At 58.8% G+C, this 15,215-nt stretch carries 12 protein-coding genes; 4 read left to right on the forward strand and 8 right to left on the reverse strand.

Annotation, left to right across the window (positions count from 1 at the left end; translation table 11 throughout):
- Positions 1 to 200 precede the first annotated feature (200 nt).
- The 3 genes from EO133_RS12975 to EO133_RS12985 are packed head-to-tail and all read left to right on the forward strand — an operon-like array spanning position 201 to position 4,719.
- A complete protein-coding gene (locus EO133_RS12975; protein ID WP_127073080.1) occupies positions 201 to 1,439 on the forward strand; it encodes an ROK family protein in 1,239 nt (412 codons plus the stop codon).
- 15 nt (positions 1,440 to 1,454) lie between these two features.
- On the forward strand, positions 1,455 to 3,833 hold the full coding sequence (locus EO133_RS12980) for a PIG-L family deacetylase (RefSeq protein ID WP_127073081.1): 2,379 nt from the start codon (positions 1,455 to 1,457) through the stop codon (positions 3,831 to 3,833).
- Positions 3,834 to 3,837: 4 nt separating this feature from the next.
- Positions 3,838 to 4,719, forward strand: coding sequence for a DMT family transporter (locus tag EO133_RS12985; RefSeq protein WP_244640616.1), 882 nt, complete (start codon positions 3,838 to 3,840; stop codon positions 4,717 to 4,719).
- Between the two features lie 608 nt (positions 4,720 to 5,327).
- Here the strand turns inward: EO133_RS12985 and EO133_RS12990 are convergent.
- The 4 genes from EO133_RS12990 to trhO all read right to left on the reverse strand — a co-directional run bounded on the left by EO133_RS12990 (position 5,328) and on the right by trhO (position 9,577).
- The gene (locus tag EO133_RS12990; RefSeq protein ID WP_127073082.1) at positions 5,328 to 7,460 is read right to left on the reverse strand and encodes an inverse autotransporter beta domain-containing protein; all 2,133 of its coding nucleotides are present in this window, start codon (positions 7,458 to 7,460) and stop codon (positions 5,328 to 5,330) included.
- Between the two features lie 338 nt (positions 7,461 to 7,798).
- Positions 7,799 to 8,161 (reverse strand): autotransporter domain-containing protein, encoded by a 363-nt coding sequence (locus EO133_RS12995; protein WP_244640615.1) that lies wholly within the window; start codon positions 8,159 to 8,161, stop codon positions 7,799 to 7,801.
- A 34-nt stretch (positions 8,162 to 8,195) separates the two neighbouring features.
- Complete coding sequence (locus EO133_RS13000; protein WP_127073084.1) at positions 8,196 to 8,549, reverse strand: VOC family protein; 354 nt, start codon at positions 8,547 to 8,549, stop codon at positions 8,196 to 8,198.
- Positions 8,546 to 9,577: an oxygen-dependent tRNA uridine(34) hydroxylase TrhO gene (gene trhO, locus EO133_RS13005; protein ID WP_127073085.1), complete on the reverse strand. Its 1,032-nt coding sequence runs from the start codon at positions 9,575 to 9,577 to the stop codon at positions 8,546 to 8,548. Before trhO ends, EO133_RS13000 begins: the two co-directional genes overlap by 4 nt.
- A 173-nt stretch (positions 9,578 to 9,750) precedes the next feature.
- Between trhO and EO133_RS13010 the strand changes: the two genes are divergently transcribed.
- Complete coding sequence (locus EO133_RS13010) at positions 9,751 to 10,788, forward strand: aldo/keto reductase (protein WP_127073086.1); 1,038 nt, start codon at positions 9,751 to 9,753, stop codon at positions 10,786 to 10,788.
- A gap of 61 nt (positions 10,789 to 10,849) precedes the next feature.
- On the opposite strand, the gene pheT is transcribed toward EO133_RS13010, so the two are convergent.
- The 4 genes from pheT to rpmI form a co-directional block, all read right to left on the reverse strand.
- Positions 10,850 to 13,276 carry a phenylalanine--tRNA ligase subunit beta gene (gene pheT / locus EO133_RS13015; RefSeq protein ID WP_127073087.1) on the reverse strand — a complete coding sequence of 809 codons (2,427 nt, stop codon included), beginning with the start codon at positions 13,274 to 13,276 and terminating at the stop codon, positions 10,850 to 10,852.
- Between the two features lie 66 nt (positions 13,277 to 13,342).
- Entirely contained in the window at positions 13,343 to 14,428 is a 1,086-nt protein-coding gene (gene pheS, locus EO133_RS13020) for a phenylalanine--tRNA ligase subunit alpha (RefSeq protein ID WP_127073088.1), read from the reverse strand.
- Positions 14,429 to 14,575: 147 nt separating this feature from the next.
- Positions 14,576 to 14,977, reverse strand: coding sequence for a 50S ribosomal protein L20 (gene rplT, locus EO133_RS13025; protein ID WP_127073089.1), 402 nt, complete (start codon positions 14,975 to 14,977; stop codon positions 14,576 to 14,578).
- A 15-nt stretch (positions 14,978 to 14,992) separates the two neighbouring features.
- The gene (rpmI, locus tag EO133_RS13030; RefSeq protein WP_127073090.1) at positions 14,993 to 15,193 is read right to left on the reverse strand and encodes a 50S ribosomal protein L35; all 201 of its coding nucleotides are present in this window, start codon (positions 15,191 to 15,193) and stop codon (positions 14,993 to 14,995) included.
- Positions 15,194 to 15,215: the final 22 nt, after the last annotated feature.

Raw genomic sequence — 15,215 nt, forward strand, 5'->3', positions numbered from 1 at the left:
CTCGCCCTAGCCTCTCCTTCAGGCGGTCCGCACGAATGTGTCGATGGAACGGTGCCACGAACCGATTGCAACTGGCATCCGAGTCACTTGTTGACGGATAGAGTCCAATGGAACGTCGAGCCGCTTGCAAATTCGCACCCGGAGGGTGCCGTATACGAATACTGGTTCCAAGTTTTCCGAACCAGCTTTAGGGAGGGGCCATGAACAAAAGCAAGAGACCGGGCGGACACGCCAAAAGGCTTGCCATTGGCACCAATCCCGGCCGCAACCGAGCGCACAACCGTCGAGTGGTTCTCGAAGTTATTCGCTTGCGCGGAGAACTTGGTCGCACCGAGATCGCACGCTATGCGCAGCTTACCGCGCAAGCGGTAGCCAATATCGTGGATGAATTACTCGAAGAAGGTCTGCTTATCGAGAAGGGCAGGCTGCGTTCGGGTCGCGGCCAACCCCCTATCCAGTTCGCCATTAACCCCGATGGCCCCATGACGGTCGGTATCGAGATTGCGGCCGATCATATGGTAAGCGTTCTGCTCGATCTCTCGGGGCGCATCAAGGCTCAGGCTTACAGCCCACTTGTCGATACCAGCCCCGCCGCGATTCCCGGACGCGTTGCGCAAGAGGTCGCGGCACTCTCAGCGAAGGGCGGCGGTCGCCGTATTCTGGGCATTGGCGTGGTGATGCCCGGACCATTCGAGGTCGAGGCCATGAGTTCGGTCGGCCCGGCAACCCTGCCCGGTTGGCACGGAGTTGATCCGGTGCCTTTGATCGAAGAGGCAACGGGGCATGTCGTGAGTCTCGACAACGACGCAACCGCCGCTGCAGTCGGCGAACGGCTGTATGGCGCGGGTCGGCAGATCAGCAATTTTTGTTACATTTATTTCGGTGCCGGATTGGGACTTGGTGTTGTCCAGGACGGTCGACCTTTGCGGGGCGCTTTTGGGAATGCAGGCGAGATCGGCCATATTGGCATAACCCCGCGCAACCGCCCGGCCATTTACGGGCCGAACGGCGCACTTGAAAATTTCGTTTCAGTGGTCGCGCTCAGGGCCAGGGTGGCCGCCGCCGGGCATTCGATCAACAGCGTGGAGACCATAGAGGCTTTGTATCGAGCCCGTGAGCCACTACTGCTCGACTGGATTGCCGAGGCCGCCGATTATCTGGCGCCAACCGTATCCATGCTCGAAAACATCTTCGACCCTGAAACCGTGATTTTCGGCGGCGGGCTACCTGACTGCGTGCTCGAAGCGGTTATCGCAGCGCTCGAGCCCTTGCCCGTTTCAATCGCAACCCGGCATAGCCGCACCCATCCACGCGTATTGATCGGGCAAACAGGGCAACTGACCGCAGCGCTGGGCGCAGCAGCGCTGCCGCTTCTCGATGCCGTTTCCCCACATCTGAGCACCGCAACGCCCCCCATGCGATTGCAACTCACAACCTGACGAAGTTCTCGTGCCATGCTCACCGATAAAGAGCGCCTCCAGCGCAGCCAATCCCGCCCTCATCTCGTTCAATTGCACAGGGCGCTAAGCCGCTTGGGCTCAGTCATCACCGTAATGCATACTGGCGCGCATCCGGACGATGAGCAAAGCGGTATGCTAGCGGCGATGCGCTTCGGGATGGGCATGCGAACCGTTATTGCGTGCTCAACGCGCGGAGAAGGCGGACAGAACAGCCTCGGTCCCGAACGCACAGGCGCGCTGGGCGTAGTGCGCACGCGGGAGATGGAAGAGGCCGCACGGGTTCTGGATGCCGATATTGCGTGGCTGGGGCATGGTCCCGACGACCCGGTCCACGATTTCGGCTTCTCCAAGAACGGCAAAGACACGCTTACACGCTGGGGGCATGAGCGCACGGTAGAGCGCCTCGTGCGCGCCTATCGCCAATTCAAACCCGACATCGTTATCCCGACCTTTCTCGACGTGCCTGGCCAGCACGGGCACCACCGCGCGATGACCGAGGCCGCCGAAACCGCGCTGGCTCTCGCCGCCGATCCCGAAGCATTCCGCGAACACCGGGATGAAGGATTGATGCCCTGGAACGCAGGTAAGTTCTACCTTCCGGCATGGCCCGGCGGTGGCGGCACATATGACGACGAAATCCCACCCCCGCCCACCACCGTTACCTTTTTGGCTCCTGGCATCGATGCTGCGACCGGAGCGCATTACGATGAAATCGGAGAATGGTCGCGCGCCTATCACGCCTCGCAGGGTATGGGCCATTGGCGCGCCGATGCGCAGACGCTCTGGCCGCTGCATCTGAAAGCCGGTGGCAATGGCGCTGAGACCGATATTCGCGACGGGCTGCCCGCCAGTCTTGGCGCATTGGCCGAAGCGTTCGCGGGCGAAGCCGCACGGGCACTGGTCGCTGCGCAAGGGCATATCGATAAGGCGATTGCCGCCTTCCCCGATACCGGAACGATCGCGGATGCACTTGTGGCGGCGGGTGCGGAGATAGACACCGCGCTCATTGGGGCGCCGAAAGCACATGCGCACCGGCTGGTGCGCAAGCGCAGCGAGATCGATGCAGCGCTGGTGCTGGCAGCCGGACTGCGCGTGAACGCCTGGGCGCACCAGAACGCGCTGGCGCCGGGGGCGGAGACGCAGCTTATTGTGCGTGTCGATGCTGGCCGGCATGTAGCGCCCGTCACGCTCACACCCGTGCTGACGCAGCGGATCACGGCGGGCCCGGCGACACGGGAGGGAACGCTAACGCGTTTCCCACTGGCGGTTGCCGCCGATGCGGAACCGGCCAACGCCTATCCGCCCGCCTTTGCCTCTATCGGGGGCAACGGGCTTGTGACTGTGCGGCTTGAAACGGTTGTCGGCGGGCGCAAGGCCTGTGTGCACATCGACCTTGAGGAAGCGGTGCAGATCGTGCCGCGCCACGCGTTGACCCTGGATCCCGAGGTACTGATCGTGCGGGTCGGTGAGGCGAGTAAAACGCATGGTGTGACCCTGCGCGGCAATGCCGCGCCCGGCGCGACGCTGGAGGCAACGGGAGGGATAGTGGCCGCACGAGGGAGCAACGGGTTTGCGGTGACGGTGCCCGATGGGCTTGCCAAAGGGCCGCACCGGCTGCACCTGACCGTCGATGGCGAACAGGCCTACAGGCAAAGCGAGATCGCCTATCCCCATATTGGGCGGGCGCGCTATTTCCAGCCCGAAGCGCTGGATGTGCTGGCGTTGGACCTCACGCTGCCGGAAGGCGCGCGGATCGGCTATGTCGGGGGCGGCGCGGACCGGGTCGGGCTGTGGCTCGCGCGCATGGGGCTGGACGTCACCGAGCTCGATGGCGACGGCCTGGCGGCGGACCTCTCGGCCTATACCACACTCGTTGTCGGGATCTTCACGTTCGGACTGCGGCCCGACCTGTTCGCGGCTCGGGAAAAGCTGCGCGACTGGGTGGAAAAGGGCGGACACCTGATCACGCTCTATCACCGGCCAGACGATGGGTGGGACCCCGACGCCACGCCGCCGCGCCGGATTGTTGTCGGATCCCCATCGCTACGCTGGCGCGTGACCGACCCCAAAGCGCCCGTCGATATTCTGCTGCCCAACCACAAGCTGCTTGCCGGACCGAATCCGATCAGCGCGGCGGATTTCTCGGGCTGGGACAAAGAGCGCGGGCTCTATTTTGCCTCGGACTGGGACGAAGCCTATGTGCCCTTACTGTCGATGAGCGATACGGGCGAAGCCCCGTTGACCGGCTCCCTGCTCTCTGCCCCGATCGGGAAAGGACGACATACCCATACCAGCCTTGTATTGCATCACCAGCTAGACCGGCTGGTGCCGGGTGCGTTCCGCCTGATGGCCAATCTGGTGCAGCCGGGATAGTCCCTTGAGCATTGCGCCGGAGACTGCAAATCGCGCTGGCATCGCCTGGTTATTGGCCGATATGGTGTTCATAACGGCGATGACAGCGCTGGTGAAGCTCGCTGGCGCCGACTATCCGGCGATCCAACTGGTCTTCATACGCTCGTTGATCGGACTAGCAGCCATAACACCGATGATCTGGCGTTACCGCGCCGAAGTACTCTCGACACGGCGCGCCGGGCGGCACAGCTTCCGTGTTTTCTGCAATTCGCTTGCATTAACATGCAATTTCGCTGCACTTGCTGCGTTGCCCTTGGCGCTGGTCAATGCCATTGGCTTTTTGCGGCCGCTGGTGGTGATGATCCTTGCCGTATTGTTTTTGTCCGAGAAAGTCAGCGTCATGCGCTGGATCGGCGCAGGAATCGGCTTTGCCGGCGTGCTGATCATTGTCTCGCCGGGCGATATACCCTGGACCTGGGGGCTGGCAGCAGCATTTGGTTCGGTGATTTTTGGCTCGATGGCGGCCATTCAGACCCGAGCCCTCAAGGACGAAAATACAACCGTGATGATGGTGTTCTACACTGTCGGACTGTCCCTGTTGACCCTGTTGCCAGCCGTCCTTGCCTGGCAACCGGTCCAGATTGGTGACTGGCCACTGCTTTTCGGCATCGGGCTACTGGCGCAACTAGGGCAATACTGTTTCTTGCGTGCCTATCAATCCACCCCCGCCAACATGTTGGCGCCGCTCGGCTATCTTTCGATCGTTCTGGCTACGGCGACCGGATTTTTTGTCTTTGACGAAATCCCCGGCTGGACAACCTATCTCGGCGTCATTGTGATATTTGCCGGGTTGCAGCTTTCCCGGCACTTCAAAAGCGCTCGCACGGGCAACGCCGATCAAGCATAAAAGCCGAAAGTTGAGGATTGCGCGCACCAGCAAGCCAAGGCAATTGGAAACCGTGAGCGGTTGGCAGCTTTTTGGAGCGAGCCGCGGAAAGCGCTGCCACGATCGGTTTATCTTGGACCATATCTCTCTCGCCAACTGAAAGGCTGGAGAGGAATTTCCCCTCCAGCCATCACCAAACCTAGCAGGAGTTGACGATCCAGAAATCCTGCCAATCCTATAGGCGGGCAAAATCGCTGTCCGCTGACGTTGCCCTAAGACCTAATCCAGTTTGAAATAGGCTCTGGCCCATCGAAACGAGCCAGATATGGAGCGCAACAGTTTACTGAGGAGCAGAAGGCGGGGATGCTGACTGCGGAGGTCCGTCGCAAGCATCGCTTCAGCAGTGCCGGCCCTTATTAATACAAGGTGAAGTATGGCGGCTTGGACGTTTCTGATGCTCGGAGGTTGAAGATTCTGGGGGACAAGAACGCGAAACTCAAGAAGCTGCTGGCCGGACAGATGCCGGATAACCCCACCTGATCGACTAAGACTTCCCATTTTACGCGATCAAATCTGTGCCTTTGGGTGCTCGCAGGGAGCACCCAAAGCCAGTCCTAGCCAGTTGTTTTTCAACACAAGGAACCTGATGGAGCGGGCTCGATCACATTGCCGTTGACCGAGAACGTATGGCCAGGATCCTGAGAGAAGCTACCCATCCAGGGGCCGACATTGTAGGTGCAATCGGCCGCCGCTCCCGAAACGCTGAGAGCACCATTCACGTTCGCGATATCGCCCATGGCCTGGAGACCATACCCACCGGTTTCCGACACACTTACATTGTCGAACTCAATGTCGGTCAAAAGAGTACCGTTTGAACCGCCCAACATGAATATTCCACGGCTCCAGGGAGCTGTTCCGGTTCTTTCCATTGTGACATTCCGGAAGGTGAGATTATCTGCAGGATTCAAGAAAAGGCCACCGAGCGTCGTATCGCGTATAGAAACGTCGGCGACACTTATGTTGCCAGTCCGCGGTGCAGCGGAAATCGGAGCGTTGGCAATCATTACGCCGTTGATGCCACCGGCGATGTCAGCACGGGTCAAACTGGCATTGGTCGTGTTGAGAAACACGACCGAGTCCTTGGTTAGCGCCATCCCGGTATTGTCAATCCGGAGATCGGAAATTGCGACGTTGTCGGCCATGGACAACAAGAGTGCTTCTTCGCGGGTATTCTGAATATCAATGTTGCGTAATTCTATCCGCTCGGCCCTTGACTGCATGGCGGCAGAGTGTTCGGACAACTTGGCCGCAACAAAGACGCCATAGGTGCTATTGTCGACCGAGAAGCCATCGACCACAAGATCTGTTACGCCTCGGGTATAGAGCCCTGCGTGAAATGCCTTATCGGGATTGGAATAAGCAAATCCACAACCACTTGCGCATTGTACCAAGTCCGATACCGAGACATTCGCAATACTTGCTCCCGTCACCTCTTCCAGGTGGATCCCGTGTCCCGCTGCGCCGGAAATAACAACATCATCAACCGAGATGCCGGAAACACCATGCGCAGAAATTGCAGTATCCCCACCTTCAATGTAGGTGGCAATGATTTGGGCATAGTCCGCCATGCGGAATACGTCATTTGCCGCATTGGACGCCACGACATTGGTAACAGACCGAGAATTGACAAGCTCCAGTATCGTTCCGGTTTCTTCGGCACGCAGTTCTAGTCTTCCTCCACCGCCGAGCCAGATCTGGCCATTAGCCAGCTCAATAGCGTTATCAACAATCAGTTCACCCGATGCCAATAGAATGGCGTTCTGGCCAGACAAATGCAGAACTTCATTGATCGCAGCAATATCCCCGGTTGTCTCGTCGATGGTTTCCAATACCCCAGCGACACGCCCGTCTGAGGTTAAAGCCCTTTGAACGTGGCCATAAGCGCCTGCTTGCACGCGAACAACGGGATTATATTCGACCCTGGAATACAGCGGATCCGTCGCTGAGGCATCAACGCCAAAACTCATGCTAATCCGGCCATAGATGGAAGTATTGGTGCCGTTGTAGCGGTCGTGGGTAAAGTCGGTTCCCAGTGTGAGCTCTGCTCCCGGCAGATGATCGTTGAGATCGGAAACTCGGAGTTCGGCGCCACCACTTACGCCATAAACAGGCTGGATATCCTCGGCGAATTGAGCGTACGCACCTGCAAAAAGTTTCAAGCTCATGTCCTCGCTCCGATTTAACGGCAAGGTTACACCCGCCCCAACATCAAAAGCCGTCATGGCTTGCTCATACCCCTGCCTGATGCCGATCTGTCCGGTTTCTACCGTCAATGCACTATATTCATCAGCACGATGGCGAGATTGCCCAATCGGAAGATAAGCGTTGCTGCGGAACTCAAGCATGCCATTGAATGCTTCAACACCCAAAATGGCCTGCTGATATCTATGCCCATTCCCTGAGCCCGTCACGCCCAGATGTGCATGGCCGCCCAAAACCCAGGAATCACTTACTTGATGCCGAACACCAAACCCAATCGTGCCATAGGTGGTGCTTGAGGGAAGGATGCCGCCGCGAAACTGACCATAGGCGACCGTCCCGTCGACGTCGATAAATGGGATGAACGCACCGATGTTTCCGAAAACCGCATCGTTATGCCGGCCAAGCGCAAGCTCGGATATCACGGCTTGCCCATAGGCAACTGACGGGGGCAAGACACTAAGTGCCAATGCGGCATAGGTGCAGTAGAATATTCTGGTCATCGATGATGGTCCTAAAGGTCAAAAGAATCGTGTGAGGACCTGTGAAACTATTATTATGACTAAAAAACTCAACTTTAATGACTTGCGGCAAATTGACTTTGAGGTTGAACGCCATCCAGCCATCACCAAGGGCTCGAACCAATAGGGTTGCGAACCGGCGCAGACGTTCGGTACTTTGCGAGAATTGGTTAACGTATTGATTTCATATGAAATTGCAGGTGAAGCAGGGGCTCATATTCGCACCGGCTCCAAATGCCGCTGGATAAAAGTTCGAGGGCAACCTCAGCACGATCATCTGAAAGCCCTTCGGCGCTGTCGGTGCGGTGCCCCGGATAAGCTCAAAACCGGATAGCGAGATTGGCCTTGAAGCCGTGGTCCTGGGCATCGGCTGCGATCTGGCCGTGATAGGAGAGACCAAAGACAGCGGTTTCGGAAAGCTCGAGATCGAACCCGGCCTCAAGCACCAGCGTCTCGCGCGCAACCTGACTGCCCGTCACGGTGAAGGCATCACCAGCCGAAAAGCCATGGGTGGCTGTCGGCGCGGTATCGCCGATCCCATGCCGCCAGCCGATGGTCCCCGACAGCGTGGCAGGCATGGCGCCGAGCGTCAGGTTGTGTTCGGCGCGCAGGCCGATTGTGGTGAACGTCGTGTCGGTGGTCTGGCTGGCACTCGAAAGTGCCGCCGCGACGAACGACCTCAAACCGAAAAAGTAGCATCCACTTTTTCTGAAACGCTTAGCCGTCTGTGTGGGACAGGATGTTGACGAGCTTGCCAAAGGGATCGCGGACGAAAAATCGCCGCACGCCCCAAGGCTCATCGGTAGGGCCATAGGTGATCGGTATCGACATGGCCCTGGCCTTTTCGAGCACTGCATCGACATCGTCGACTTCGATGGAAAGATCGGGCACCGGGCTATCCGAGCCGCCCTGGGTCATGACGCTCATCTGAACGGTCATACCCTCACTGGACCCATAAGTTCTGATCCAGCCCATATCCATTTTTATGTCGAGCCCGAGAAGCTCGCCATAAAAGGCATGTGCAGCATCTGGATCACCAGCGATGTTTGCGACAATACGTTTGACCGTCATGACAAAGTTTCCGTCTTGGCGTTGCGTTTCCGATCGGCCTCACGACGTGCCTTGTTGGCCTCCCGGCGCTGACGGGCAATCTCGGATGCCTCCTGGCCGATATGGATTTCCCCGCGCGCCTTGGCCAGTTCGATCTGGCGCTGGCGCTCGGCGGCGGCTTCGCGCTTGGCCGTATCGCGCTCGGATGCGCAATGGTGGCATTGGACGCCTTCGATAAATTCACTACGCTCGCGATCAGCGGGCGTTAGCGGTTGGCGACAGGCCCGGCAGAGGGTTGCCGAACCGATCCTGAGCCCATGGCCCACCGCGACGCGCTCGTCGAAAACAAAGCATTCCCCATCCCAACTGCTTTGCTCCTCGGGCACTTTCTCAAGGTAGTTGAGAATGCCGCCTTTCAGGTGAAACACCTCCTCAAAGCCCTGCGAGAGCATATAGGAAGATGCTTTTTCACAGCGGATGCCGCCGGTACAGAACATGGCGACCTTTTTGTGCTTTTGCGGGTCCAGATTTGCCGCCACGTAATCCTTGAACTCGGTAAAGGTTTGCGTCTTCGGATCGACAGCGTTTTCAAAGGTGCCTAGCGCCACTTCGTAATCGTTGCGCGTATCGATGACGACAATATCGTCTTGGGCAATCAGGGCGTTCCAATCCTCGGGGTCGACATAGGCGCCGACCTGCTTGCCGGGGTTCGCCTCGGGCGCACGCAGCGTCACGATTTCAGCCTTGAGCCGCACCTTCATCCGATGGAACGGCATATGCGGGGCCGAGGAATACTTGACTTCGCCGTCCCGGAAACGACCGCCGAAAAGATTGCCGTCTTCCAGCCATCCAATAAGCTGATCGATGGCCTCTGGCGTGCCGGCCACCGTGCCATTGATTCCTTCGGGCGCGAGCAGAAGCGTGCCGCGAATGCCCCGTTCGCAACAGAAGCTGGCGATCGGCTCTTTCAGGCTCTCGAAATCTGGCTGATCGACGAACTTATAGAGTGCGACGACCTTGATCGGATGGCTGGGGTCAAGCTGGGACATGGTTTGCTTTCGGGCCGCAAATTCTCGACAGGCAGCCGCTTTACCATTTTCACGCCCATCGGGGCAAGCGAGCCGCTTGCGGCCAAGGGATGCACTCTGGTAGAACTTCCATACCACTTATGCAAAGGCTGCCGTCCGTCTTGCGCAGCCTCTATATCAGGAGGAATCGAGACATGACCTATCGTGCTGACCCGGCGCGCTATGACGCTATGGAATATCGCCGCTCGGGCCGTTCGGGGCTGAAACTGCCAGCCATCTCCTTGGGGCTGTGGCAGAATTTCGGCGGCAACCGCGATTATCCCTCGGCCTTTGAGATTTTAGGCTACGCGTTCGATCAGGGCATCACCCATTTCGATCTTGCCAATAATTACGGCCCGCCGCCGGGCTCATCGGAGGAATTGTTCGGGCAGGTTCTGGCCCGCGATTTTCATCCCTATCGCGACGAGATGATCGTTTCTACCAAGGCCGGCTACCTCATGTGGCCTGGACCCTATGGCGAATTCGGTTCGCGCAAGTATGTGCTGGCGAGCCTCGATCAATCGCTCAAGCGCATGGGGCTCGATTACGTCGATATCTTTTATTCGCACCGCTTTGACCCTGAAACGCCGCTGGAAGAAACGATGGGCGCGCTGGCCCATGCGGTTCATTCGGGCAAGGCGCTTTATGTGGGCATTTCGAGCTATCCTGAAGCGGAGACGCGGCGCGCGCATGCCATCCTCAAAGACATGGGCGTGCCCCTGACCATCCATCAACCCTCCTATTCGATGCTCAATCGCTGGATTGAAGACGACAAAACCATCGACGCCTGTGGCGAGTTGGGCGTTGGCATCATCGCCTTCTCCCCGCTCGCGCAGGGCGTGCTCTCGGGCAAATACAATCAGGGTAAAAAGGAAGGCACGCGCGCGGACAATCCCAAGGGCTCGCTCCGCCAGAGCCATATCGAACCCAATGTGCTCGATGCAGTGCAAAAGCTCGGCCCCATTGCAGAAAATCGCGGGCAATCGATGGTGCAACTGGCGCTTGCCTGGGCCTTGCGACGCAAGGAAATGACCTCGGCACTGATCGGGGTGCGTACGCTCGATCAGCTCAAGGACAATCTGGGAACCCTTAAAAACCTTGCCTTTTCCGACGAGGAACTCACGGCAATCGATGAGGCGACCAAGGGCGGTTTGATGGACCTGGCTCCCCGCCCGTCGGGCTGGCTGCGGTAACAAAAGCAACAAAAAAGGCGGGAGTATTTCCCGCCTTTTGCATTTCCGATTGTCGGTTCGATCAGCCGCGCAGCGTGCCCCCGGTTGCCTTTTCCACCGCCGCGACGATCTTTGACGACACCGCCTCGATGTCCTCATCGGTCAGGGTCTTGTCGCGCGGCTGCAGAGTCACTTCAATTGCCACCGACTTCTTGCCTTCGCCCACATGAGCGCCTTCAAAAACGTCAAAGACCGTCACATCGGCAACAAGCGCCTTGTCGGCAGCGCGTGCGGCCTTGAGAAGGTTGGCCGCTTCCACATTCTTGTCCATCACGAAGGCGAAATCGCGATGTACCGCCATCAGCGAGGAAATATCGAGCGCAGGCTTGGCGCGGGTTGCTTTCCTGCGCGGCTCGGGGATCGCATCGAGATCGATCACGAAGGCCGCAACCGGACCGTCGAGATCGAAATCGACGACTAAGGCCGGATGGAGTTCACCGAACCAGCCGAGGATGACCTTGGGGCCAAGCTGCACGCGGCCGCCGCGGCCTGGATGGCTCCAGTCCGCCGGTTCGGCAACCACCTGCACCTTATCGATATCGACCCCAAACGCATCGAGTGCGGCGCCGAGATCGGCCTTGGCGTCATAAACACCGACCTTTTCGCCCTTGCCCTGCCAATGCCGCCCGGCGCCACCGATGCCTGCCGTACCGGTACGGATACCGGTCGCGTGGTTGCGCTGGCCATCGGGGGCATCGGAAACGAAAACCTGCCCGACTTCAAACAGCGCCACATCGGATAGCCCACGATTCTGGTTGCGCGTTGCCGCCGCCAGCAGCCCCGGCAAAAGCGAGGGCCGCATGTCGGTCATGTCTGAAGCGATGGCATTGGCGAGCTTGAGTTCTGCCTGCCCGCCGCCGAATTTTTCCGCCAGTTCCGATGAGATGAACGACCAGGTCACGGCCTCATTCATGCCGCGCGTTGCCAGCGTACGCCGGGTCAGCCGGCGCCGGTTCTGGATCGGGGTCAGCATTTTTGGCGCCACGCCCGAAAGGCGCGGCAGCGGCTCGACCGGCACGCGGTTGACGCCCACAATGCGCATGACTTCTTCGACAAGATCGGCCTTGATCGTTACGTCGGGCCGCCACGAGGGCACAGCCACCTTGACGAAATCGCCCGAACCGGACACCCAGAAGCCAAGCCGGGACAGAACTGTCTTGATTTCCGGCAGGCCGAGCTTGAGGCCCGTAAGCCGGGTGACTTCATGCAAGGGGAAATCGATGACGGGTTCGGGAATGACATCTTCGCCCGAGATGACCGGTTCGCATGCCTGTCCGCCACACAGATCGATGACCCATTTGGTTGCCAGTTCAAGGCCCGGCTCGGTAAGCTGGGGATCGACGCTGCGCTCAAGCCGATAGCGCGCATCCGAAACGATCCCTGTCTTGCGCCCGGTCTGGGCAATCAGCTCGGGGTCCCATGACGCGCATTCCATGAAGATGTTGACCGTCTCATCGGTACACGATGACGGTTCGCCGCCCAGAATGCCCCCAAGGCAAAGTGGGCCGCTGTCGTCGGCGATCACGCACATAGTTTCGTCGAGGCTGTGCGTCTTGTCATCCAGCCCTTCGAGCCGCTCGCCGGACCTGGCGTTGCGCAGATGTATCTCGCCAACCAGCTTGTCCGCATCATAGGCGTGCAGCGGTCGCCCCCATCCCATCGAAATCAGATTGGTGATGTCGGCCAGCCTGTTGATCGGGCGCAAGCCGACCGCGCGCAACCTGTCTTGCAGCCATTGCGGCGAAGGACCGTTTTTCACCCCCTTGATCAAGCGCCCTGCGAATTTGCGGATCGCTTTGGGCTCGCCTTCGGAAAAGCGATGGGGAAGCGGCGGAATAGGGCTCGGACCAGCATCGGAAGGAACTGGCTTTATCACAGGATCCTTGAAATTTCCGATCCCGGTGGCGGCCAGATCACGGGCAATGCCGCGCACGCCCGCGCAATCGCCGCGATTGGGCGTGATCGCAACATCGATCACCACATCGTTCATGCCCGCATAGTCGGGATAGGATATGCCGACCGGCGCATCTTCGGGCAATTCGATAATGCCGTTATGGTCGTCGGAAATTTCCAGCTCGCGACCCGAGCACAGCATGCCGTTTGACGCCTGGCCCCGGATATTGCCCTTGCCGAGCGTAAAGCCGGAGCCGGGAATGTAAGTGCCGACCGGCGCGAACACCGCCTTCATGCCGGTGCGCGCATTGGGTGCGCCGCACACAACATCGATCAACTCGCCCGTTCCCGCATCCACCTTGCACACGCGCAGCTTGTCCGCATTGGGATGCTGTTCGGCGCTGACCACATGGGCAACCACAAAGTCTTTCAGCCGCGCACCCTGATCGATGACCTCCTCAACCTCAAGACCAATCATGGTGAGCGTATCGATGATCTCGGCATTTGTTGCGTCGGTCTCAAGATGCTCCTTGAGCCATTCAATCGTGAATTTCATTGCTTTGCTACTTCTTGATCGCGTTGTCTCGCGCCGATTTCAGCGCGCATGAATACCGGTTTGAAATCAGCTTGAAAGCCCGCCAAACAGCGTCGGCAGATCGAGCGGCCGGAAGCCGTAGTGCTCGATCCAGCGCTGGTCGGCATCAAAGAAGGCGCGCAGGTCCGGCATGCCATATTTGAGCATGGCAATGCGGTCGATCCCCATGCCCCAGGCAAAGCCCTGATAAATATCGGGATCAAGCCCACCGGCCCGGATAACATTGGGATGCACCATGCCGCAGCCGAGGATTTCCAGCCAGTCGCTGCCTTGCCCGATTTTCACTTCATTGCCGGAGCGGTCGCATTGCACATCGACTTCCATCGAGGGCTCGGTGAAGGGAAAGAACGATGGGCGGAAGCGCAGGGTAACGCTTTCCACCTCGAAAAATGCCTTCAAAAACTCTTCCAGCACCCAACGGAGCTGCCCGATATGGCTCTGTTTGTCGATCACCAACCCTTCGACCTGATGGAACATCGGGGTATGGGTCTGGTCACTGTCGTTGCGATAGGTGCGGCCCGGCATTACGACGCGAATGGGCGGCTCCTGATTTTCCATCGTGCGGATCTGGACCGGCGAGGTATGGGTGCGCAACAGCTTGCGCTCGCCCTTTTCATCGGCGTTGAAAAAGAACGTATCGTGCATTTCACGCGCCGGATGGCCTTCGGGGAAGTTGAGCGCGGTGAAATTGTAATAATCGGTCTCGATGTCGGGACCTTCGGCAATGGCAAAGCCCATATCGGAAAAGATCGCGGTGATCTCGTCGATCACCTGGGACACCGGATGAATGCGTCCGGTTGCCGTGGGCGCGGGACGCAAAGGAAGTGTAACGTCGAGCTTTTCGCTGGCAAGGCGCTTTTCGAGCGCCACGGCTCTGAGTTCGGAGCGGCGGGCTTCGATCTTGGCCGCTATGTCGTTTTTAAGTCCGTTGATGGCGGGACCCTGTTCCTTGCGCTCTTCAGGGCTCATCTTGCCGAGCCCGGCAAGCAGAGCGGAAATCGACCCTTTTTTGCCGAGCGCGGAGACGCGGACCTGTTCGAGCGCAGCGTCATCGGAGGCCGCGGCGATTTCCTGGGAGAGCGTGGCCGAGAGTTCTGTAAGGCTGGCGGACATCTTGGATATTGTTCCGGAAGCAAAGGATTGGGAAAATTTCAGGCGAAGCGGTAACAAACGAAAAAGCCCTGCGCCACCCCTAATGGGCAGCGCAAGGCTTTAATTCTGGCCTCAGAAAGGCTTATACGGAGCGTAAGCGCTGAAAAATCAGGCGCTGATGCGTCCGTGGGTCGTTGCTTCGAGCTCGCCGAGATAGGCGAGTGCGCCCTTGGCCTTTTCAACGAGCGCAGCAAAAGCTGCTGGCTCGCGAACAGCCAGATCGGCAAGAACCTTGCGGTCCACAGCGACCTCAGCCTTGCTGAGGCCTTCGATAAATCGACCATATGTAAGGCCGTGATCGCGAGCGGCTGCATTGATGCGCTGGATCCAGAGCGCGCGGAAATTGCGCTTCTTTACCTTGCGGTCGCGATAGGCATATTGACCGGCCTTCTCGACAGCCTGAACGGCGGCGCGATAGGTGGTCGAACGGCGGCCATAGTAACCTTTGGCAGCCTTGATAACTTTCTTGTGGCGGGCGTGGGCGGTAACGCCTCTCTTAACGCGTGACATATCGGCTCTTCCTTATCAGCGGTCGTAGGGCATGTACTTCTTGACAATCTTGGCATCCTGATCCGAAAGGACCGAAGTGCCGCGATTGGAGCGGATGTACTTTGCGTTGTGGCTGATCAGACGGTGACGCTTGCCTGCTGGGCCTGCGAGCACCTTACCGGTGGCCGTTACCTTGAAGCGCTTCTTGGCGCCCGACTTGGTCTTCATCTTTGGCATTTTGCTTTTTCCTTATTGTACG

The organism is Pelagibacterium lentulum (genome assembly GCF_003992625.1).
GTDB classification, from domain to species: Bacteria; Pseudomonadota; Alphaproteobacteria; order Rhizobiales; family Devosiaceae; genus Pelagibacterium; species Pelagibacterium lentulum.

What these genes read in the sequence shown, in the direction of transcription:
- EO133_RS12975 (WP_127073080.1), top strand. Translation starts at nt 201, where the DNA reads ATGAACAAAAGCAAGAGACCGGGCGGACACGCCAAAAGGCTTGCCATT.
- EO133_RS12980 (WP_127073081.1), top strand. Translation starts at nt 1,455, where the DNA reads ATGCTCACCGATAAAGAGCGCCTCCAGCGCAGCCAATCCCGCCCTCAT.
- EO133_RS12990 (WP_127073082.1), bottom strand. Translation starts at nt 7,460, where the DNA reads ATGACCAGAATATTCTACTGCACCTATGCCGCATTGGCACTTAGTGTC.
- EO133_RS13000 (WP_127073084.1), bottom strand. Translation starts at nt 8,549, where the DNA reads ATGACGGTCAAACGTATTGTCGCAAACATCGCTGGTGATCCAGATGCT.
- trhO (WP_127073085.1), bottom strand. Translation starts at nt 9,577, where the DNA reads ATGTCCCAGCTTGACCCCAGCCATCCGATCAAGGTCGTCGCACTCTAT.
- EO133_RS13010 (WP_127073086.1), top strand. Translation starts at nt 9,751, where the DNA reads ATGACCTATCGTGCTGACCCGGCGCGCTATGACGCTATGGAATATCGC.
- pheT (WP_127073087.1), bottom strand. Translation starts at nt 13,276, where the DNA reads ATGAAATTCACGATTGAATGGCTCAAGGAGCATCTTGAGACCGACGCA.
- pheS (WP_127073088.1), bottom strand. Translation starts at nt 14,428, where the DNA reads ATGTCCGCCAGCCTTACAGAACTCTCGGCCACGCTCTCCCAGGAAATC.
- rplT (WP_127073089.1), bottom strand. Translation starts at nt 14,977, where the DNA reads ATGTCACGCGTTAAGAGAGGCGTTACCGCCCACGCCCGCCACAAGAAA.
- rpmI (WP_127073090.1), bottom strand. Translation starts at nt 15,193, where the DNA reads ATGCCAAAGATGAAGACCAAGTCGGGCGCCAAGAAGCGCTTCAAGGTA.